The sequence below is a fragment of the Acinetobacter sp. YH12068_T genome (assembly GCF_024606005.1).
GTDB lineage: Bacteria > Pseudomonadota > Gammaproteobacteria > Pseudomonadales > Moraxellaceae > Acinetobacter > Acinetobacter amyesii.
This window is the reverse complement of record NZ_CP094555.1, coordinates 2,002,043-2,023,359: the sequence shown is the minus strand read 5'-3', so window position 1 is coordinate 2,023,359 and position 21,317 is coordinate 2,002,043. Positions and strand designations below refer to the sequence as shown.

The following is a 21,317-nucleotide window of genomic DNA, read 5'->3' as shown; positions in this document are numbered from 1 at the left end:
GCATATTCGCTAAGCGTTAGCTACTGTTCCACGGCTTAGAAATCGGTATACTTCAGTTAATTTTTATTGAGATGTCTTCTTTATGCATCCTTTTTTTCAAGACTTAAAGCAAGGTAGTCAAAAGCTTGGCTTAGATTTGAGTGAAGAAGCATTAAATCTATTGCTGAAATACCAAGATGCCCTAGTGCTGTGGAACAAAGCGTATAACTTGACTGCTATTCGTGATCCTAAAGAAATGTTGGTTAAGCATTTATTGGATAGCTTAAGTATCCTAAATGATTTGCCTGCAGGTCGTTTATTGGATATCGGTACGGGTGGTGGCATGCCGGGCATGATCATTGCACTGTGTCAGCCTGAACGTGAATGTGTGCTTTTAGATGCCAACGGTAAAAAAATTCGATTCTTAAAACAATATATTGCTGACTTAAAACTAAAAAATGTCATTGCGGTACAAACACGTGTCGAAAATGAAGACAGCATTAATGAACTGGGGCAGTTTGATGTGATTACCAGTCGTGCTTTTGCATCGTTAACGGATTTTGTGGATGCGTCTAAACCGTATATGCATGCGCAAAGTATTATCGCGTCGATGAAAGGCTTAATTCCTGAAGAAGAAGTTGAAACACTGAAAAGTGATTTCAAGATTGATATCGTTGCATTAAAAGTTCCACGACTTGATGAGCAGCGTCATTTAATTTTTCTTAAACGTATTTAAAATTTTCAAAGGACTGGGGTTACCATGGCTCAAATTATTGCGATTGCAAACCAAAAGGGTGGCGTAGGTAAAACCACAACTGCTGTGAACTTGGCTGCATCTTTAGCCATATTAAAAAAACGAGTTTTACTTGTGGACATGGATTCACAAGGCAATGCCACGATGGGTTCGGGCATTCAAAAAAATGATTTGTTGTATTCAGTCACGGATGTCTTACTTGGTGAAGTGCCAATTGAAACCGCTATTTATAAAGCAGAAGTGGGCTATAAAGTTTTAGGTGCAAACCGTGACTTAGCTGGCGTTGAGCTTGCAATTGCAGATCAAGACGGTCGTGAGTTTATTTTACGTGAAGCATTGGCAAGCGTCGAAAAAGACTTCGACTATATTATTGTCGATTGTGCACCAAGTTTAAGTTTGATCACTGTCAATGCACTTGCAGCGGTACGTGCTGTGCTTATTCCAATGCAGTGTGAATATTATGCCCTAGAAGGTTTGGCTGACCTAACCCAAACCATTGACCGTATTCAGCAAGCTTTAAACCCTGATCTAGAGATCGTGGGTGTGCTTCGTACCATGTACGATGCGCGTAATGCCTTAACACGTGATGTGTCTGCTGAGCTTGAACAATACTTCGGTCAGAAACTTTATGACACGGTCATTCCGCGTAATATTCGTTTGGCTGAAGCGCCTGCGCACGGTTTACCAGTGATTTATTTTGAAAAAAGCTCGAAGGGTGCAGTTGCTTATTTGAACTTGGCAGCTGAGATGTTAAAAAAAACCAAAGTAAAAAAAGGAACTAAAGCATGACCGTAAAAAAACGCGGACTGGCTAAAGGTCGTGGTCTGGATGCCTTACTCGGCTCAATCCAAAAAGAAAAACTACAGCTCGAAGCAAAAGCTTTAGATCATGGACAGTTAAAACAAATTGATGTGCATTTATTGAAACGTGGTGAGTATCAACCGCGTCGTTTCATTAAAGAACAAGATTTACAAGAACTTGCTGCATCGATTGAAAAGCATGGTGTCATGCAACCAATCGTGATTCGTCCTGTCGAAGATGAAAAGCATCCCTACGAAATTATTGCAGGTGAGCGTCGTTGGCGTGCGGCTCAGCTTGCGGGTTTAACCGAAGTTCCAGCCATTGTTCGTGAGTTGAGTGACCAAGTTGCCATTGCTTTGGCATTGATTGAAAACATTCAACGTCAAGATTTGAACCCAATCGATCAAGCTATGGCTTTACAACGCTTCCATGACGAGTTCGGTTTAAGTCATCAAGAGATTGCCGATACGGTCGGTAAAGCACGTACCACGATTAGTAACTTGCTACGCCTCTTGTCTTTAGCGGATCAAGTCAAAGACTTTATGCAGCAAGGTTTGCTCGATATGGGGCATGCACGTGCGATCTTGACGTTAAAAGCCAAAGATCAGCTTAAAGTTGCTGAAATGGTGATTGAAAAAAGTATGTCTGTACGTCAAACCGAACAATTTGTTCGTGATTTGAATGCACCAAAACAACAAAAAGCTAAACCAATTGTTTCATCAGACATTCAACAACTGACACAACGTCTCTCTGATCGTTTCAGTGCAGACGTGAAAATTGATCATAATAAACAAGGGAAAGGCAAGCTGGTGATTAGCTACCATACTCTTGAAGAGCTAGATGGCATTTTAAATATTTGTCTAGCTGAATAATTTTTTAAATTCGATTTATTGGGGAAAATCAAATGTGGGAATTAGTCAAAGCGGGCGGGTGGTTAATGATCCCGCTCGTCATTTGTTCGATCTTTACGGTAGCCATTACCATTGAGCGCTTTATTCGTTTAAAGAAATCAATGGTGTTACCAAAAGACTTGATGATGAATGTAAACACATCGGTGAAAGATGTGGTGCAGCAGCTAAAGCAAAGTCCAACTTTACAACAAAGTACATTGGGTTGTGTATTGGGCGCAGGTTACGCTAGTAAAGATCAAAACGAGCAATATGCACGTGCGCAAATGGAAGTCACAGCGTCACAAGAAATTGGTTATTTAGAAAAAAATATCAACTTTTTGGGCACTTTAAGCGCTGTTGCACCTTTACTAGGTTTGTTGGGTACGGTGATCGGTATTATTGAAGCATTCTTAATGATTGATATAGGCACCAATAGTGATCCAGTGTTGATGATGCCGGGTATTTCTAAAGCCTTGATTACCACTGCTGCCGGTATGTTAATTGCTGTACCTGCATTATTTGCACATCGCTATTTCCAACGTTTGGTTCAGGAATATGTGGCTGCGTTAGAACAGCAGTCGACGTTATTTCATGCCGCTTTGTTTTATAAAAAAACACCTGAAGTAGAAAGTCAGGACATTCAGAAAGCCAGCTGAGTGGAGACTGCGCATGAAATTTAAACGTCGTCAGGTTGAAGATATTCATATCAACCTCACACCGATGATTGACTGTTTGATGTTCATTTTGGTGTTCTTGTTGCTCTCGACTACCTTTAACCAGATGAGTCGAATGAACCTGACCTTGCCAGATGCACAAGGTGTTCCGCCTAAAAACTATGATCAAAAGATTGAAGTTGTGGTGGATTCAACAGGACATTATTCTGTCAATGGTCAGTCATTGGCGAGTAAAGAAGTCTCTGATTTGAATACTGCAATTAAACAGACAGCCAATGATCGTCGTGATTTAATGTTTGTGATTGCAGCAGATGCAAAAGCAACACATCAGGATGTGATTCGGGTGATGGATGTTGCAGGTCAACTTGGATTTGTGAATATCAACATCAGTACCAAAGTTCCAACTCGAGGTTATTAGTGAAGCACGATTTTAAGGTCTATTTACGCCTATTAAGTTATTTAAAACCTTTTTGGGGAATCGGCCTGCTGGTTTTGCTTGGTTTCGGTATTAATGCTGCGACAGAAGTTTCTGTCGCAAAATTATTGGAACGCATTATTGAAGCCATTCAAAACAAAGATCAAAGCTTTACAACCTTATTTCCACTCTTGGTGGTTTTATTGATGTTCTTCCGTGGACTCGGTTTGTTCATGGGGGGATATTTTACCGCAGTGATTTCTCGAAACTTAATTTTTAATATTCGTCAGCAAGTGTTCGCAAAACTTATGCGTTTGCCTTCGCAATATTATTTAGATAATTCGAGCGGTCATATCACTGCAAAAATTATGTATAACGTTGAACAGTTGACGGCGGCATCGTCTGAGTCACTGAAAACGATTGTACAACAGGGTCTGATTACCATCGCATTATTGGGTTATTTGCTCTATACCAATTGGCGTTTAACCCTGTGTATTTTGATTTTTGGCCCAATTATTGGTCTGATCATCCGTAAAGCGTCGAAACGCATGCGTAAATTATCCATGCAAGTACAAAGTACAATGGGGGATGTTAACCATGTGGTGCAAGAGACAGTGCAAGGCAATTTGGTGGTGAAGGGCTTTGCAGGGCAAGATTATGAACAAAAACGTTTTTATGAAAGCTCAATGGAGAACTTACGCCGCGGCTTAAAGATGGTCGTGGTGCAACAACTCAATAGCCCGATTGTTCAGCTGATTATGTCGATCGCGCTCAGTATCGTGATGTATATCGCGCTACGCCCTGAGATTTTACAAGATACAACAGCAGGTGAGTTTGTTGCCTATATTACTGCCGCAGGTATGCTGAGTAAGCCAATTAAAACCTTGACGGATGTCAACGAAAAACTACAACGAGGCATGGCAGCAGCTTATTCAGTTTTTGAATTGCTAGATATGCCTGAAGAAGTAAATAACGGCACGCTTAATCCTGCTTTGAAAGGTGATGTCGAATTTAAAAATGTCAATTTGATCTATGCTGATGGTCACCATGCGATTCATGACTTCAATTTAAAAGTCAATGCAGGGCAAACCGTCGCATTGGTTGGGCGTTCAGGTGCTGGTAAAACCTCACTGGTCAATCTGTTGGTGCGTTACCAAGAGGTGTCTTCTGGACAATTGTTGCTTGATCAGCATGATATTCATGATATTGAGCTCAATAGCTTGCGTACTCAGATTTCGATGGTCAATCAGCAAGTGGTTTTGTTTAACCGTACTGTGCGTGAAAATATTGCTTATGGTCAACTCGAGCATGCAACAGATGAGCAAGTCATTGCTGCTGCCAAAGCTGCATTTGCACATGATTTTATTATGGACTTACCGCAAGGTTATGACACGCCATTGGGTGCCCAAGGTTTAAATCTGTCTGGTGGTCAACGTCAACGGATTGCGATTGCGCGTGCGATTTTGAAAAATGCACCGATCTTAATTTTAGATGAAGCGACCAGTGCGCTAGATAATGAGTCTGAATTTTTCATTCAGCAAGCATTTGACGCTGCGATGCAAGATCGTACTACGATCGTGATTGCGCATCGTTTATCGACCATTGAAAATGCAGACTGTATTGTAGTGATGGATAAAGGGCGTATTATTGAACAAGGTTCACATACGGAATTGATGGCACAACGTGGTGCATATTACCAACTTCATCAGCGTAATTTTGAGGAAAACTAAGTCATGTCTTTTGCACAATTGATTCAGGATGCTTGGAATGAACAGGCAAAGTGGCTCGTTGTGTTTAGACCATTGTCATGGCTTTATCGTGGCAGCTTTTTACTCAATAAAAAACTCTATCAATCAGGTATTAAGAAAAGCTATAAAGCGCCTATTCCAGTCATGGTCATAGGAAATATCACAGTGGGTGGAAGTGGAAAAACCCCATTGCTCATCCACTTGGTCAGTTATTTAAATAGCTTAAAGCTGCGTGTTGGTGTGATCAGTCGTGGCTATGGTGGTCAAGGACCATTTCCAGCCTATGTGGATTTGGACTCGACGGCTGAAATCGTGGGTGATGAACCGAGCTTAATTGTTCAATCTACAGGTGTGCCAATGGCGGTCGGTCCAAATCGCCAGCAAAGTATTGAGTTGCTGCTATCTAAGCATGAATTGGATTTGATCATCTGTGATGATGGTTTGCAGCATTGGGCGCTTCAACGTCAGTTGGAGTGGATCGTGCTGGATAATAACCGTGGTTTAGGCAATGAAAAATTATTACCCGAAGGTTATTTGCGTGAACCGAAAAAGCGCCTTGCCAGTGGAACGGTCATTGAGCATTCAGCAGATCCAAGTTCTCCACTGAATATGCACCTAGAAGCGGCGCAGCCTTATTTACTTAATAAAGATCTTGTGACGACTTTTGATGCAAACAAGGATTTTTATGCCGTGGTGGGTATTGGCTTTCCACAACGATTTTATAAAACCCTCGAAAACATGGGGATTCATCAATTTCAATGTCATGAATTCCCTGATCATTATGAATATGAACTGAGTGATTTGCAGTTTGAAGATGCCAATCCCATCATTACCACTGAAAAAGATGCAGTTAAAATTTTAGCGATCCTTAAAAATAATCCAGATTTTAAAAGAGAAATATGGGTTGTTCCTGTAGATGCAGTGTTGTCACCTGCGTGTTATGAAACTTTGCATGCGCAGTTGAAACAACTGGGTCTGAAACTTCCCGAAGGCATTTAATTTATGAAACATATTGTTATTCCTGCACGTTTTTCAAGTTCTCGTTTACCAGGTAAGCCATTGCTTGAAATTCATGGCCGTCCGATGATTTTACGAGTGGTCGATCAAGCCCAAAAAGTTGCAGGATTCGATGACCTTTGTGTTGCTACAGATGATGAACGTATTGCAGCAGTATGTCGTGCGGAAGGGGTTGATGTGGTATTGACCTCTGCAGAGCATCCATCAGGGACAGATCGTTTAAGTGAAGTTGCACGCATCAAAGGTTGGGCGAGTGATGACATTATTGTCAATGTGCAAGGCGATGAACCTTTGCTTCCCGCTCAATTGGTAAAACAAGTTGCACAATTACTCGTTGATCAGCCGACATGTTCAATGTCGACGCTCTGTGAGCCGATTCATAGTCTGGATGAGTTTCAACGTGACAGTATCGTCAAAGTGGTGATGTCAAAGCACAATCAAGCGCTGTATTTCAGCCGTGCGACTATTCCGTATGACCGTGATGGTGCAAAGCAAGCAGAACAAACCTTGCATGATCAGGCTTATCGTCATTTAGGCCTATATGCATACCGCGTAAAACTGCTACAAGAATATGTCACTTGGGATATGGGTGTACTAGAAAAATTAGAAAGCCTTGAACAATTACGCGTTTTGGAAAATGGTCACCGTATTGCCATTGCTGTGGCAGAAGCGAACCTACCACCGGGCGTAGACACTCAATCTGACCTTGATCGTTTGAACCAAATGGATGTTTCAAACTTCGAATAAGGTTAAATGATTTATGCAAAATGAAATTGTGGCGCAAGTGTACCCTTGGCAGCAAAATACATGGAATACATTAACCAGCCGTTTTCCACAACTGGGACATGGCGTGCTTTTGTATGGCAAAAAAGGCTGTGGTAAAGAGGCATTTGCAAAACAATTTCTTGCATGGGTGCTGTGTCAAAAACGTGATGAGCGGACTGAGCCATGTGGTGAGTGTGGGAGTTGCCAGTGGTTAAAGTCAGATACACATCCAAATTTTGTCCACATCAGTACAGATGAAGACAATAAAAAGCAAAATGCCAAAATTAAAATCGAAAAAATTCGTGATTTGTTGCCTTTTGTGCAACAAACCGTGGATGGTTGGCGAGTTGTGTTGATTGAGCCTGCTGAAGCATTAAACATTGCGTCATCGAATGCTTTGTTGAAGACACTGGAAGAGCCGGGCGAACGGATTGTGATTATGTTGTTGGCAGAGCATTATTTGAAATTGCCAGCAACAATTCGCAGTCGAATGCAGCACTATGCATTGGATCGTATCGAACCAGAACAATCACAACTTTATTTACAGCAGCATTTGCCCGATAGTGGTGAAACTCAGCGCATAGTTCTCATGAACTTAGCCAGTCAAATGCCATTACAAGCGATTTCATTGGCAAGTAGCGAATGGTTAAATATGCGCCAAGAGTTTCTACAAGATTGGCTAAAACTTGTGACACAAAAAAACATGCCGATGGCAATTGCGACAAAGTGGAATAAAGCTCTGAGTTTTAGTGATTTTAGTCAAATGTTTGAATACTTGTTGTCCGATATAATTTGTGTCAAGCTAAATCAATCCATAAAAAATATAGATTTGGATTTTGGGGTGTTGGCAGAGCAATATTCACTCGAAACACTCTTTGGGATATATACAGAATTACAGCAGTCTAAGCGGTTCATCGAGCAGAACGTACAGGGGAATCTGGTCGTAGATGAGCTTTGCATCAAACTGATGAATGTTTAATTAAGGGGAAACATCATGCAACCACGTATGGGCGGGATTGTTCACGCTAATATTCCAGATGTGGAAACACTTTTTGCGAGCTACATGCCTTATGTCGTTGGTGGTGGTCTATTTGTACCATCAAAGCAAGCTGTGAAAATGGGTGATGAGGTTTTCTTATTGGCCACTTTGCCTGAACAAAGTATAAAAATTCCTTTGACAGGAAAAGTGATTTGGATTTCGCAAAAGCAAAATGGCATTAAACCACAAGGCTTTGGAATTCAATTAAGCGGCGAAAAAGGCGTTTATTTTAAAACAGAAGCAGAACGTTTACTTGCAGGGCTTAAATCTGAGGGGCGTAGAAGTTACACTATGTAGTTACAACAGTGAAGACTTGTAGGTACATATTGTGTTTGTAGATACCCATTGCCATTTAACCATGCTCGACCTAAGCCCTTATGAGGGTAATTTAGATCTTGCATTGGATCAGGCTCGTCAAGCCGGGGTCTCAAAATTTATGAGTATCTCGGTTGATCTAGATGACCATATCGAACTTTCAAAAATTGCATCACGTCATGCTGATGTGGGTTATTCCGTTGGGGTGCACCCATGTGAAGATCCTGCAACGATGGCTCGGGCAACAGAAGAATATCTCATTGAATTAGCACAACCTGAAAAGGTTTGGGCGATTGGTGAAACAGGGCTGGACTATTTTCATAGTACCGACTTTGTTGCAGAGCAAAAAGAATGTTTTGCCCGCCATATTCACGCATCGCAGGCCGTGAAAAAGCCAGTGGTTGTACACACCCGTTCTGCAAAGCATGATACGGTTGATATTATCCGTGCAGAGAAATCTACTCACGGTATTTTGCATTGTTTTACTGAAGATCGGGAAACGGCAAAAGCTGTCTTAGATTGTGGTTATTACGTGTCATTTTCAGGCATTGTTTCTTTTAAAAATGCACAAGATTTGCGTGATGTGGCCAAGCAAGTGCCACTGGATCGCGTGCTGATTGAAACAGATAGCCCATACCTTGCACCGATGCCTTATAGAGGAAAGTCTAATGAACCAAAATACGTTCCTTATGTAGCCAAAGCCTTAAGTGATGTATATGATAAGTCAATTGAAGAGATGGCTTTCATTACAATGCAAAACTTTGAAAATCTCCTCAATCTTAAGTAAATAATTTGAATTGATATAAGAGTAAGAGAGTATAGGGTGAAGATGGATCGTCAAGCTCAGTTTAGAGCAAGAGAGGCATTAATTTTCCAAGTGGCAGAGCAGCTGCTATTGGAAAATGGCGAAGCAGGGATGACACTAGATGCGCTAGCGGCAGAACTCGACTTGGCAAAAGGGACGTTATATAAACATTTTCAAAGTAAAGATGAACTATATATGTTGCTCATTATTCGTAATGAACGCATGTTATTGGAAATGATTAAAGACACCGATAAAGCTTTTCCTGAACACCTTGCTTTCTTTATGTTGCATCACTTACATCACCCAGAACGTACAGTGTTGTTTCATCAAATTGAAGAGCGTTTATCGACAACGGGTGTGGGTATTCAACACTTGTTTAGTGAACTTTATCAAGTGCGCAAACAACGCCTACGATTGATCATTCGTATGACTGAGCATTATTTGGAGTCGATTCAAAGTAGCATGCCAGTACGTGATTATCTTGCTTCGATTTGGTCACTTACACATGGCGCTGCAGCAATTTTGAACTCTAGTTTTTATCAGCGTTATTTGGGTTCAAGAGACACCTTGCGGGTTGCTTATATTGATCAAGCCTTGGCCTTACCAAAACAAGTGCATGCGGTTGCTCAATTCGCTTAAAGGCTGCTTATGAAAAGTGCATCACCATCATCGGTTCGTGGCTTCACCCTCGTAGAATTGATGGTGGTGATTGTGATTATGGGCATCATGGCCTCATTGGTACTTTTAAATATTGGTGGGACAGATCAACGCAAAGCCATGCAAGCACGCGAAGTGTTTGTGATGGATCTGAAACGAATTTTACGTGATGCAAATGATCAAGCTTTGATATTGGCTTTACAGCAAAAAGCTGGAACGGATGTCAACACGCAAAGCTATGCGGTACAAGAATATTTACCAGAACAAAAACGTGTAGAAAATAGTATTTTAAATCAAAATAATAAATGGCAAAACTATAAAGATTTTGAAACCCGAGTATTACCTGAAAATGTCTCTTTTACAATTCAGCCTTTAGATCAGCAGTATGAAAATGCCAATAATGATGATTTGTTAAATACCAATGCACCCAAGTTGATATGGTTGGGCAATGGTGAGGTAAAGCCTGTGCGTATACAGTTTTATTTTGAAGAACGTCCCATTGGTAATGAAATCGAAATTGATCATTTAGGGAAAGTCAATGCGGGCTAAAGGGTTTACGCTACTTGAAGTCATGGTGGCATTGGCGATTTTTGCGACGGCGGCAATGGCTTTGTCTAATGTTGCGATGCAATATACACAGTCGACAGCACACGCAATTTTAAGAAATAAAGCACAATTCGTCGCGTTGAATGAAATCGCTAAGATGGAAATCAATCGTGAATGGATGACAGGTACTGCATCTAAACAAGTCACTGAACAAGGCGAACAATGGCAAATTGACAAAAAAGCCCAAGCCACCATTAGTCCAAATGTACAACGTATTGATATCCAAGTGAGTTTGATGAATGCTGAAACAGGCGATGTTGAAGCAGGGATTAGCAGTTTGGTGTTCTTTAACTATAAGGCTCCGTTGGATGAAAATAATAATTAGAAAAAAACGTACATCTCAAGATATGCCTGTGCTTGTGCAGCAAGGAATGAGGAATCGAGCAGGATTTACCTTAGTTGAGCTTTTGGTTGCGATTGCTATTTTCGCAGTGCTGTCTGCTTTGGGCTGGAAGGTCTTTGATTATGTCTCGAAAGTGAAAGAGCGAAACGCAACCCATGAAGTAAGGCTCAGTCAGTTGCAAGATGCCCATCAGCAAATACTCAGAGACACTGTACAAGCTGTGCCGTTAACTGCCAATATTAATGGAGATATTCAACCAGCGTTAGTATTGCAAAATGGCCGATTTAATTTCAGTAAGACAGGTGTCACTGATCCATTAAATCAGGGCATTGCACCTGACGAGCGAGTGGAATATCAATACAAAGCTGATGAAAAAAAATTGTATCGGCTAAAATTTAAAAATCTCAACCAAACGGGGCATGATCAGCCAGATTCGAGTGTTTTACTGGATAATGTTGAACAATATGAAATCACGGTACTCAATCCAAATGAGTTAGAGAATTGGCCAGATGCTGCCGCTGATTTGAATAATGAAAAAACCATTCAACTGTTACCGCGGGGTATCAGGATGCAGCTCACAGTTGATGGGACAAACTACGAATGGTTATTCAGTTTGTTAAATACTGATTTTTTATTGGATAAAAATAAGAATGGTTAGCGGTCAGGTAGTAGAGTCATTTGAAGTTCGGAGTTGCGTATGAAACAGCAACGTGGCATCGCTTTGTTAACTATCCTGATGATGGTAGCTTTGGCAACCATAGTTGCAGCAGGCATCGCAAAACAACAAGCCCATACTTCTGAAAATACCGCTTATGTGATGCGCCAAAATCAGTCGTTGTTATATGCGAAAAGTGCCGAAGCATTTTTTGCTGAACTTTTAGTAAATGATGCCGAAAATGCAGGGCAGGTGGATCACCTCCAAGAAAATTGGGCTCAGCCTATGCCCGCCTTTCCAGTGGAAGGTGGAACTGTTGCAGGTGTGCTGCAAGACGAATCTGGAAAATTTAACCTCAATAGTTTGGTTTCAGAAGAAGGTGTGGTAAATGACAAAGCAAAGCTATGGTTTGAAAAAATATTGCAGCGTGTTGGTTTACCCGCAGAATTAAGTCAAGCCGTGATTGATTGGCAAGATGAAAATGATGAGACCTCTGGCCCGATGGGAGCAGAGCTGGCGTACTATCGTGGTTTAAATAATGCGGCATTACCGCCAAATGCAAAATTTCATAGTGTGGAAGAACTGAAATCAGTCCGTGGTTTTGAAGGTGCTCAATATAAACTGATTGCGCCCTATGTGAGTAGCTTGCCCTCGCATGAAACAACGGTAAACATTAATACCGCTCCTGCATTTTTGTTAGCGACTATGGATGATCGTTTAGATGTCAATGCAGTTGAGCAAGCTTTGCAACAAAAAGCTGCCAAATTTGAACATTTCGAAAATATCAATGATTTATGGGCAATGGAGCCATTTGCACAGGTGAGCACAGAAAATAGGGAAGTTTTAAATTCACAATTGGGTGTGCAGTCGAACTATTTTAAAGCGCAAATTGAAATTATTTTAAATGAAAGAAAGCGTCAATTTACCAGTGAGTTAGTGCGAAAAGATAAAGATGTATATGTGGCTTTTCGCAGTATGGCACCATTTTAGGTCTTAAAGGTCGCTAAATTTTCATGATGCCTTTTCCCAATTGTGCTGAATAGCAAAATTAATGCCTCTTGTTAGACTTTTGCATTATAATCTCTGAGAACCCATAGATTATTTGATTGCATTACGACACATGTTAATTCGTAAGTTATTTAAGTTTGAAAACGCGCATATCGTGCGTAATTGCACGTCAGACCGTTGCAAACGTTCCATTCATGGACACAGTTATAAAGTCGAACTATTACTTAAAGCGTCGAAACTTGACCATGGACAAATGGTTTACGATTTTGGTTTGCTCAAAGGGGTAATTAAAGACTTATTTGACAGTTTTGATCACGCGATTTGTTTTTGGCAACACGATGATGCTGAGTACATTCGTGCCTGCAAACAGTTCAGTGCACGTTGGGTCGAACTACCCGTATCGCCCTCAGCGGAACAATTTTCACGAATCTTCTTTTACTTAGCACAACAAGTTCTAAAATCAACAGAAACTCAAAATGGTGAGGGTGATGTTGAGGTGTATTCTGTGATCGTGCATGAGACAGACACAGGCTATGCGCAAAGCTTCTTAGAAGATATCGACAACGCACAAATGGGGTTGTTGCAGTTAGATCAAATTATCTTCTCCGAACAGGTTCAGTCGGAATGGAACGATACCCAGATGTATGAAAAATTAAAACAGGGTCAAAAATTTTTAAACCCTGCAGTTGATTTACAAGTTAGAATTTAAGTAAATATTTGGTTTTATTAGGATTGGTTAACAGTGATGTCTTTAACAGAAGAGCAACAAGCAAAACTCGCTAAAGTGCAGCTTGAGCCTAGCTGGAAATATGCCCTAAGTGAGTTTTTGCTTAGCCCTCGCATGGATGAGTTAAAAGACTTTCTGCTACAACAAATCAAACAGGATAAAGTGATTTATCCACCGAATCCGCTGATCTTTAATGCCTTAAACACGACACCTATGGCAAATGTAAAGGTGGTGATTTTAGGCCAAGACCCGTATCATGGGCCAAATCAGGCACATGGTTTAAGCTTTTCGGTACAAAAGGGGGTTGCATTACCACCTTCTTTACGTAATATTTTCCATGAGTTAAATACCGACCTCGGGGTTCCTGTGTCAAAACATGGGGACTTAACACGCTGGGCAGAACAAGGTGTCTTGCTTTTAAATGCGGTACTGACTGTTGAGGCTGGGCAACCAACTTCACATCAAAAACGTGGCTGGGAAGATTTTACAGACCATGTGATTGATGTTTTAAATGAACAACGTGAGCATATTGTCTTTATTTTATGGGGGGCATATGCACAGCGTAAGGGACAACGCATTGACCAAAATAAGCACTTAGTGCTAAAAGCCGCGCATCCATCTCCTTTGGCTGCAAACCGCGGTGGATTTTTTGGTTGTAAGGTGTTTTCAAAAAGTAATAATTATCTTAAACAAAATGGCATTGAGCCAATAGACTGGCAGCTGGACGCATGACTTATTCTCCCGTTTCAAAAAATTATCACCCAGATCTGATTGTTGAAGAAGCGAAAAAGGGCTGGCGCATTGTTCGCTTGAATCGCCCAAAATCGCTTCATGCATTAGATGAATCAATCTGTACAGCGTTGCTTGAAGTCTTTCAGGACTTTCAACACGATGATGCTGTAAAGGCGATTTGGTTAGATTCCACTACGCCAAAAGCATTTTGTGCAGGTGGCGATGTACGCAAATTGCGACAATTGGTGGTCAATGATGAAGTTGAAACAGCGAATAAATTCTTTGAACAAGAGTATGCCTTAGATTTGCTGCTGCATAATTATGCAAAGCCGATTTTGGTTTGGGGCGAAGGTTATGTGATGGGTGGTGGCCTAGGTCTATTTATGGCCGCACCTTTCCGTTTGGTGACACCTTATTCACGTTTAGCAATGCCTGAAATTAATATTGGTTTGTATCCAGATGTGGGTGCGACGCGTTTCCTTGCTGACCGTGGTGCCATTGGGTTGTTTACTGGGTTAACCGGCTCGATTATGACTGCAGCAGGTGCTTATGGTATCGGTTGGGCAACGCATATTTGTGATGCACAGCGTGATAACGTACTTGAAACTGTCATCAATATTGATTGGGATCATTATCCAGCAGGCGATTTTCGTGCCATTGATGACACTTTAAATAGTATGCATCGTCCTGTGGGGCCGGGGCCATTACAAAACTCGTTAGATGTGATTCAAAGTGTGTGCCGTGGGCATAATTTTGAACATGACTATGAATCAATTATAGGTTTAAGTGATGCGCGTAGTGATTGGTTACGTCAAGCCAGTGAAAATCTACAAAAAGGTTCACCTGCAACCGCCGCATTAACATGGTTGTTATGGCAGTGGGGCAAGCAGGTACATTCTTGGAATGAAGTGTTTGAACTTGAAACCCAAATTTCGGATTGGAAAATTCGTCATGCAGACTTTGTGGAAGGTGTACGCGCCCGTCTAGTCGATAAAGACCTGTCTCCAGAATGGAAAAAAGGTACAGATCTTTCCCTTAAAGGAATTCTGGCTGATGAGCCTCCTGTAACCAATATTGACAGTTGGAATGCACTGTTAAGACAGTATGGTGTAATTTAATTAATTGATGTCTGAACAAAATCTATATAGTGATGAACATTGGATGCAGCTTGCTTTCGAGCAGGCTGCACAAGCTGCCGAATTGCAAGAAATTCCTGTAGGCGCAGTCATTGTGAGTCAAAATCAAGTCATAGGTGCAGGGTTTAATGCGCCGATTTCTCTGAAAGATCCCACCGCACATGCGGAAGTACAAGCTTTGCGTCAAGCTTGTTTAAATATCGATAATTACCGTTTACCTGACGATGCAACCTTATATGTGACTTTGGAACCATGCACAATGTGTGTGGGCGCTTTGGTACATTCGAGAATTAAGCGTGTGGTATTTGCGACGACTGAGCCTAAAGCAGGTTCTTTGGTCAGTTCGCGTCAATTATTAAATTCAGGCTACTATAACCATATCTTTGAGTTTGAGCATGGTTGCCTACAAGCGCAATGCTCCCAACAATTAAGTGATTTTTTTAAAATGCGTCGTGAACAAAAACGACTGATGAAGTTACAGGAAAAAGCCACTTTGACTGAACTTAATTTAAAAAATCAAGTAAACTCTACTGACAATTAATATTGTCAAATAAAATAGGGTACATCATGAAATCCATTCAAGTAAAAAAAGAATTTAATGCACCGGTCGAGCAAGTTTTTGAATTACTTTCAAAACATTCGACCTATAACGTGGCTTTTGCGCCGATTCAAGTGGTGCGTGTTAAAGATTCAGTAGATCCTGAACGTCCTGATGGTGTGGGTTCTGTGCGCCGTATGGGCTTTGGGCCAGTGAAACCGTTACAAGAGCAAATTACCTTGCTTGAGCCAAACCAACGTATTGAATATAAAATTATTAAAAACCCATTGGTGAAGCATCATTTGGGCGTGATTCAATTCGAAGCGATCGATGCCGGGCGTACTTTAGTCACTTATACGATTGAATTACAGGTGCGTGCGCCATTCGTTAGTCAATTAATCCTTGCGCAACTGAAGTCAGCGATTAAAATTGGTTTTTCAAAACTTGCAAAAACCGTATAAACAAAAGTGGAAGAGCAATGACAGTTCAAATCATTACAATTGATGGCCCAAGTGGCTCAGGTAAAGGAACCTTGGCAGCAAAAATTGCGGCACATTATCAGTTCCACTTACTCGACTCAGGTGCGTTATATCGTCTGTTGGGATTGTCATTGCATAAGCAAGACTTAATCGATGCATTAGACTCTAAGCTCGATGAATGCGTAAAAATTGCAACAAATTTAGACATACAATTTGTGACAAATGAAGCAGGTGTTTCGGTGCTTTTAGATGGTGAAGATGTCTCAAAAGTTATCCGTACTGAGAGAGTTGGAGAGTTTGCTTCAAAAGTTGCTGCAATTCCTGCACTTAGAACTGCGCTTTTAGAACGTCAGCATGCCTTTGCTCAAGCACCTGGTTTGGTTGCAGATGGCCGTGATATGGCAACTACGATTTTTCCAAATGCCCAAGCCAAGATTTATTTAACGGCTTCTGCTCAGTCCCGTGCGGAGCGCCGTGTAAATCAGTTGCAGGCTATGGGCGTGGATGTTAAAATAAACGACATTTTAGCTAATATCGAAGCGCGTGATAAGCGAGATATGGAACGCGCAGTCGCTCCACTCAAGCCTGCGCCAGATGCTTACTTCATTGATAGTTCAACTTTGAGTATTGATGAAGTATTCACGCTGATGACGAATTACATCGATCAGCAATTAGCAAACTAAAGAATTTTCAGCAGAAGCATAGCTTGATCAGTCTTATACGGACTATGTAGACGCTTAATTAAACCGGCCTTGTCTGATCCAAGACCGCTGACTTTACTAGGTATATCATGACCGAATCTTTTGCAGCCCTCTTTGAAGAAAGCGAATTAAACCTCAACGTTGAAAAGGGTGCTGTCATCCAAGGCGTTGTAGTAAGCATTGACTCTGACTGGGTAACAGTTGACACTGGCCTTAAATCAGAAGGTATTGTTGACCGCGCTGAATTCTTAAATGAACAACGTGAACTTGAAGTTCAAGTTGGCGACACTGTTGATGTAGTTGTTGAAGCTCTTGACAACGGTATGGGTCAAACAGTTTTATCACGTGAAAAAGCTAAACGTGCTGAAACTTGGACTAAACTTGAAAAAATCTTTGAAGACGGCGAAATCGTTACTGGTGTTATCTCTGGTAAGGTTAAAGGCGGTTTCACTGTTGACATCGGTCCAGTTCGTGCGTTCCTTCCAGGTTCTTTAGTTGATACTCGTCCTATTCGTGATACTACTCACTTAGAAGGTAAAGAGTTAGAATTTAAAGTAATCAAACTAGATGCTAAACGTAACAACGTTGTTGTATCTCGTCGTGCTGTTATGGAAGCTGAATCTTCAGCTGACCGTGAAGCTCTTCTTGCTCAGCTTGAAGAAGGTCAAACAGTTACTGGTACTATCAAAAATCTTACTGACTACGGCGCGTTCGTTGACCTTGGCGGTATTGATGGTCTTCTTCACATCACTGACATGGCTTGGAAACGTATCAAGCATCCTTCAGAAGTTGTTGAAGTTGGTCAAGAAGTTACTGTTAAAGTACTTAAATTCGACCGCGAACGTAACCGCGTATCTTTAGGCCTTAAACAATTAGGCGAAGATCCATGGTTAGCGATCATGAACCGTTACCCTAAAGGTTCTATCGTTAAAGCTCGTGTAACTAACTTAACTGACTACGGTTGCTTCGCTGAAATCGCTGAAGGCGTTGAAGGCTTAGTACACGTTTCAGAAATGGACCACACTAACAAAAACATCCACCCATCTAAAGTTGTTCAGATCGGTGACGAAGTTGACGTTATGGTTCTTGAAGTTGATGAAGAGCGTCGTCGTATTTCTCTTGGTATCAAACAAACTCGTGCTAACCCATGGGAAGAGTTTGCTAAAGAACACGACAAAGGTGAAAAAGTATCAGGTACTATCAAGTCAATCACTGACTTCGGTATCTTCATCGGTTTACCAGGCGGTATCGATGGTTTAGTTCACTTGTCTGACATTTCTTGGAACGAACAAGGCGAAGAAGCTATCCGTCGTTACAAGAAAGGTGACACAGTTGAAGCGGTTATCCTTTCAGTAGACGCTGAAGGCAACCGTATCAGCCTTGGCATCAAACAAATGAACAGCGATCCGTTCAACGATTTCTTAGCTGCTAACGAACGCGGTGCGCTTGTTAAAGGTACTGTAACTGCAGTTGACGCTAAAGGCGCTACTGTTAAGTTAGCTGACGAAGTTGAAGCGACTCTTAAAGCATCTGAAATCAACCGCGACCGCGTTGAAGATGCAACTAAGTTCCTTGAAGTTGGTCAAGAAGTTGAAGCTAAAATCATCAACGTAGACCGCAAATCACGTTCTATCAACTTGTCTATCAAAGCGAAAGACGAAGCTGAAGAAAAAGAAGCAGTAGCTAACTTGAACAAGACAGCTACAGCAACTTCAGACAATGGTCCTAAGACTATTGGTGATTTGATCAAAGCTCAAATGAACCACTAAGTAAGTGTTTGAATTGTATTGTTAATGTAAATTAATTAATATATTTTACACAATTACTGTAACGGTAGCGTAGTAAGTGATTATTACGCTACCGTTTTGTATTTAAACAGGTTATTATCGGGAAACTGATCCTAGGTAGCTTGATAATTAAAGAGGTCGCAGATGACTACTGAAGCACTTAATAAGTCTGACTTAATAGAGCGTATTTCTCTTAAAAACCCACACTTAGCTGAACCCTTAGTGGAAGAAGCCGTTAAGATAATGATCGATCAAATGATCGAAGCTTTGTCTACAGACAACCGAATTGAAATCCGTGGTTTTGGTAGTTTTGCATTACATCACCGTGAACCACGTGTGGGTCGTAACCCAAAAACCGGCAAATCAGTTGAAGTTGCAGCAAAAGCTGTACCGCACTTTAAACCTGGTAAAGCTTTACGTGATGCGGTAAACGAATCTGCAAACTAATTTAAAACATAGTTAGGGGTGTTTATGCGTTACGTATTGGTCGTAATTCTATTAGTCCTATTTGGATACTCATTGGCTTTGGTACTGCAAAACGGAACTGAACTTTCAGTCGATTTGTTGTTTACACAAGTGCCTGCAATGCGTTTAGGGCTTTTATTGCTATTAACATTGTCATTAGGTTTGGTTTTAGGTCTTTTATTGGCAGTGCAAGTATTCCGAGTATTTCAAAATAACTGGGAAATTAAACGTCTACGTAAAGATATTGAGCGCCTACGTAAAGAGCAAATTCAAACTGCTCAACTGGCTGCTGCTGAAGCGGCTGCACATACACGTCATGAAAAAACAGTTTTAGATATTGATGCAAATGAGCGTCCTTCTAACCCGTTATAATTGGGTTTATGAAGTAAATTAACTACTTTTATGAGTATAGTTAAATTTTATATTAAACACTCTGGTGGATCATCGGGGTGTTTTTTTTTATGGGCTGAAAAAATAAGCCATATATCTTAAATAAAATAATGAGATAGCTAAATTCAAATTAATCATTTCAATTAACATGAGTTTTATGACTTTCTGATCAAGTTGAATCCATCTATAATGCACTAATTTTGTCAAAATGAAGGGTAAGTCTCTTGAGTATCATCGTTGCACTAGATGCTAAAAGCCAATATGACGCACTTACAATTGCAGAGCAGTTAGATCCTGCATTATGTCGAGTTAAGGTTGGTAAAGAGTTATTTACCCATGAGGGTCCAAGTGTCGTAAAGGCCTTGCATGATAAAGGTTTTGAAGTATTTCTAGATCTTAAATTTCATGATATTCCAAACACCACAGCACAAGCAGTTTGTGCAGCTGCGGATATGGGGGTGTGGATGGTCAATGTCCACGCATCAGGTGGCCGTAAAATGATGGAAACCTGTGTAGAGCGCCTAAAAGCGGGCAATTACAATACTCAGCTAATTGCTGTTACGGTTTTGACATCAATGGGTCGTGAAGATCTTGCGGAATTAGGCTTAGATGTGGAACCTTTTGAGCATGTGAAGCGTCTTGCGACTTTAACAAAAGAAAGTGGTTTGGATGGTGTGGTGTGTTCGGCACAAGAAGCGAAAATGTTACGTGAAACTTTGGGTGCTGACTTTGCATTGGTAACACCGGGTATCCGTCCTGAGGGTTCTGCAGCGGATGATCAAAAACGAATTGTGACACCTAAACAAGCCATGCTTGATGGTTCTACACATTTGGTGATTGGCCGTCCAATTACTAAATCGGATAATATGCGTCAGACTTTAAAAGATATTTTGGCGACACTTTAATATTTACCCTCTCTCTAACTCTCTCCCAAAGGGAGAGAGAAAGTCCTCTCCCTTTGGGAGAGGATTTAGGTGAGGGGTTAGATAGCCGCCAATATACTCACCAATATAGGTGCAAGTACAGAAAGGATAAAGCCGCTGACCATGGCATGTGGAATAAAATCATTCCCACAGGCTTGTTTGACCATAGGTAGGGTGACATCCATGGCTGTTGCACCCGCAGATGAAATTGCAGAGCGTGGGTAACGCCAGCCAATAATATACATAAACACAATCGCAAAAATTTCTCTGAATAAATCATTCATCAGCGCGATACTGCCGAGATGTGCATTTTTTAATTCTGTCACGACGATGCCTGTCATCGAATAGAAACCATATCCTTGTGACAGCATGATCAAATCTTTTAAGCTGATTTGTGGCAATAGGTATGCAGCAGCAAAAGCACCCAAAAGTGAACCGACGATACAGCCCAGAGGAACAAGTAGAATTTTCCAATTTAACCAAGAACGATCGAGCGGTGAGTAGGCGAGATCTAGACCAATCAGAAACATAAAGACTAAGAGTAGATCCCAAGTACTCATATGTGGCTGAAGACTAAAATGTGCTGCAATTTCGGCAAAAGCATAACCTAAACCTAATGCAATAAAAGCATAGCTAATATTGATGAGTGAGCTTGTCACTAACTGCATGGACACTTTGCCATGACTAGGTTTGTAGCCTAAAAGCTTAAACAAAATATAGCAGCAAATAAAAGCACCCATTGAGGTCAATAGTGCAATAACTACTGATGAAGAGAGGATTTGCAGAGGTGCTGGAATAGTGTGTAATGTTTCAGAAAATTCGATCGCAATCGCAAATAACAAAATATAAGTAAAGTACGGCAGGAGTTTAAAGGCGATTTTTTCAAGCCAAGTGGGTAGGCGACGTGCAAGAATAAAACCAAGCCCTAAACAGGCCAAGAGCTGGAAAATCAACCAGAAAGATTGCAT

The 21,317-nt window shown here is 41.0% G+C and carries 27 protein-coding genes; 26 read left to right on the top strand and 1 reads right to left on the bottom strand.

Annotated features, from left to right (window positions below; all coding sequences use genetic code 11):
• The first annotated feature begins 82 nt into the window (after positions 1–82).
• The 26 genes from rsmG (at position 83) to pyrF (ending at position 20,331) form a co-directional block, all read left to right on the top strand.
• Positions 83–715 carry a 16S rRNA (guanine(527)-N(7))-methyltransferase RsmG gene (gene rsmG / locus MST18_RS09825; protein ID WP_180132987.1) on the top strand — a complete coding sequence of 211 codons (633 nt, stop codon included), beginning with the start codon at positions 83–85 and terminating at the stop codon, positions 713–715.
• Positions 716–739: 24 nt separating this feature from the next.
• The gene (locus MST18_RS09820; RefSeq protein WP_078188958.1) at positions 740–1,522 is read left to right on the top strand and encodes a ParA family protein; all 783 of its coding nucleotides are present in this window, start codon (positions 740–742) and stop codon (positions 1,520–1,522) included.
• On the top strand, positions 1,519–2,406 hold the full coding sequence (locus MST18_RS09815) for a ParB/RepB/Spo0J family partition protein (protein ID WP_180084215.1): 888 nt from the start codon (positions 1,519–1,521) through the stop codon (positions 2,404–2,406). The genes MST18_RS09820 and MST18_RS09815 overlap by 4 nt, the downstream gene beginning before the upstream one ends.
• 32 nt (positions 2,407–2,438) lie before the next feature.
• The gene (locus MST18_RS09810; RefSeq protein ID WP_180132988.1) at positions 2,439–3,080 is read left to right on the top strand and encodes a MotA/TolQ/ExbB proton channel family protein; all 642 of its coding nucleotides are present in this window, start codon (positions 2,439–2,441) and stop codon (positions 3,078–3,080) included.
• A 13-nt stretch (positions 3,081–3,093) separates the two neighbouring features.
• A complete protein-coding gene (locus MST18_RS09805) occupies positions 3,094–3,516 on the top strand; it encodes a biopolymer transporter ExbD (protein WP_078193671.1) in 423 nt (140 codons plus the stop codon).
• On the top strand, positions 3,516–5,243 hold the full coding sequence (gene msbA, locus MST18_RS09800) for a lipid A export permease/ATP-binding protein MsbA (protein WP_180132989.1): 1,728 nt from the start codon (positions 3,516–3,518) through the stop codon (positions 5,241–5,243). Before MST18_RS09805 ends, msbA begins: the two co-directional genes overlap by 1 nt.
• 3 nt (positions 5,244–5,246) lie before the next feature.
• Positions 5,247–6,260, top strand: coding sequence for a tetraacyldisaccharide 4'-kinase (gene lpxK, locus MST18_RS09795; RefSeq protein WP_180132990.1), 1,014 nt, complete (start codon positions 5,247–5,249; stop codon positions 6,258–6,260).
• Positions 6,261–6,263: 3 nt separating this feature from the next.
• On the top strand, positions 6,264–7,025 hold the full coding sequence (gene kdsB / locus MST18_RS09790; protein WP_180077632.1) for a 3-deoxy-manno-octulosonate cytidylyltransferase: 762 nt from the start codon (positions 6,264–6,266) through the stop codon (positions 7,023–7,025).
• Positions 7,026–7,038: 13 nt separating this feature from the next.
• Positions 7,039–8,022: a DNA polymerase III subunit delta' gene (locus MST18_RS09785; RefSeq protein ID WP_180132991.1), complete on the top strand. Its 984-nt coding sequence runs from the start codon at positions 7,039–7,041 to the stop codon at positions 8,020–8,022.
• Between the two features lie 15 nt (positions 8,023–8,037).
• Positions 8,038–8,379: a PilZ domain-containing protein gene (locus MST18_RS09780; RefSeq protein ID WP_111885061.1), complete on the top strand. Its 342-nt coding sequence runs from the start codon at positions 8,038–8,040 to the stop codon at positions 8,377–8,379.
• 31 nt (positions 8,380–8,410) lie between these two features.
• Positions 8,411–9,184 carry a TatD family hydrolase gene (locus MST18_RS09775; protein WP_180132992.1) on the top strand — a complete coding sequence of 258 codons (774 nt, stop codon included), beginning with the start codon at positions 8,411–8,413 and terminating at the stop codon, positions 9,182–9,184.
• Positions 9,185–9,226: 42 nt separating this feature from the next.
• Positions 9,227–9,841, top strand: coding sequence for a TetR/AcrR family transcriptional regulator (locus MST18_RS09770; RefSeq protein ID WP_078193665.1), 615 nt, complete (start codon positions 9,227–9,229; stop codon positions 9,839–9,841).
• 9 nt (positions 9,842–9,850) lie between these two features.
• Entirely contained in the window at positions 9,851–10,408 is a 558-nt protein-coding gene (locus MST18_RS09765; protein ID WP_078193664.1) for a type II secretion system protein, read from the top strand.
• The gene (gspI, locus tag MST18_RS09760) at positions 10,398–10,790 is read left to right on the top strand and encodes a type II secretion system minor pseudopilin GspI (protein ID WP_078188947.1); all 393 of its coding nucleotides are present in this window, start codon (positions 10,398–10,400) and stop codon (positions 10,788–10,790) included. Before MST18_RS09765 ends, gspI begins: the two co-directional genes overlap by 11 nt.
• Before the next feature lie 46 nt (positions 10,791–10,836).
• Positions 10,837–11,466 carry a type II secretion system minor pseudopilin GspJ gene (gspJ, locus tag MST18_RS09755; RefSeq protein WP_180133084.1) on the top strand — a complete coding sequence of 210 codons (630 nt, stop codon included), beginning with the start codon at positions 10,837–10,839 and terminating at the stop codon, positions 11,464–11,466.
• Positions 11,467–11,505: 39 nt separating this feature from the next.
• Complete coding sequence (gspK, locus tag MST18_RS09750; RefSeq protein WP_180094183.1) at positions 11,506–12,453, top strand: type II secretion system minor pseudopilin GspK; 948 nt, start codon at positions 11,506–11,508, stop codon at positions 12,451–12,453.
• A gap of 130 nt (positions 12,454–12,583) precedes the next feature.
• Positions 12,584–13,180, top strand: coding sequence for a 6-carboxytetrahydropterin synthase (locus MST18_RS09745; RefSeq protein WP_180077646.1), 597 nt, complete (start codon positions 12,584–12,586; stop codon positions 13,178–13,180).
• Between the two features lie 36 nt (positions 13,181–13,216).
• Complete coding sequence (ung, locus tag MST18_RS09740; RefSeq protein ID WP_078193660.1) at positions 13,217–13,930, top strand: uracil-DNA glycosylase; 714 nt, start codon at positions 13,217–13,219, stop codon at positions 13,928–13,930.
• Positions 13,927–15,048 carry an enoyl-CoA hydratase/isomerase family protein gene (locus MST18_RS09735; RefSeq protein WP_078188941.1) on the top strand — a complete coding sequence of 374 codons (1,122 nt, stop codon included), beginning with the start codon at positions 13,927–13,929 and terminating at the stop codon, positions 15,046–15,048. The genes ung and MST18_RS09735 overlap by 4 nt, the downstream gene beginning before the upstream one ends.
• A gap of 7 nt (positions 15,049–15,055) precedes the next feature.
• Positions 15,056–15,607 (top strand): tRNA adenosine(34) deaminase TadA, encoded by a 552-nt coding sequence (gene tadA / locus MST18_RS09730; RefSeq protein ID WP_078193658.1) that lies wholly within the window; start codon positions 15,056–15,058, stop codon positions 15,605–15,607.
• Positions 15,608–15,633: 26 nt separating this feature from the next.
• Positions 15,634–16,065, top strand: coding sequence for an SRPBCC family protein (locus MST18_RS09725; protein ID WP_180084221.1), 432 nt, complete (start codon positions 15,634–15,636; stop codon positions 16,063–16,065).
• 17 nt (positions 16,066–16,082) lie between these two features.
• Positions 16,083–16,766, top strand: a complete 684-nt coding sequence (cmk, locus tag MST18_RS09720) for a (d)CMP kinase (protein WP_078193656.1) — start codon at positions 16,083–16,085, stop codon at positions 16,764–16,766.
• A gap of 107 nt (positions 16,767–16,873) precedes the next feature.
• Positions 16,874–18,553, top strand: coding sequence for a 30S ribosomal protein S1 (gene rpsA, locus MST18_RS09715; protein WP_078193655.1), 1,680 nt, complete (start codon positions 16,874–16,876; stop codon positions 18,551–18,553).
• A 162-nt stretch (positions 18,554–18,715) separates the two neighbouring features.
• Positions 18,716–19,018, top strand: a complete 303-nt coding sequence (locus MST18_RS09710; RefSeq protein ID WP_067767464.1) for an integration host factor subunit beta — start codon at positions 18,716–18,718, stop codon at positions 19,016–19,018.
• A 24-nt stretch (positions 19,019–19,042) separates the two neighbouring features.
• Positions 19,043–19,408 carry a lipopolysaccharide assembly protein LapA domain-containing protein gene (locus MST18_RS09705; protein WP_180023907.1) on the top strand — a complete coding sequence of 122 codons (366 nt, stop codon included), beginning with the start codon at positions 19,043–19,045 and terminating at the stop codon, positions 19,406–19,408.
• Positions 19,409–19,650: 242 nt separating this feature from the next.
• Positions 19,651–20,331, top strand: a complete 681-nt coding sequence (gene pyrF, locus MST18_RS09700) for an orotidine-5'-phosphate decarboxylase (protein WP_180132993.1) — start codon at positions 19,651–19,653, stop codon at positions 20,329–20,331.
• 77 nt (positions 20,332–20,408) lie between these two features.
• On the opposite strand, the gene MST18_RS09695 is transcribed toward pyrF, so the two are convergent.
• Positions 20,409–21,317, bottom strand: a complete 909-nt coding sequence (locus tag MST18_RS09695; protein WP_180132994.1) for a lysine exporter LysO family protein — start codon at positions 21,315–21,317, stop codon at positions 20,409–20,411.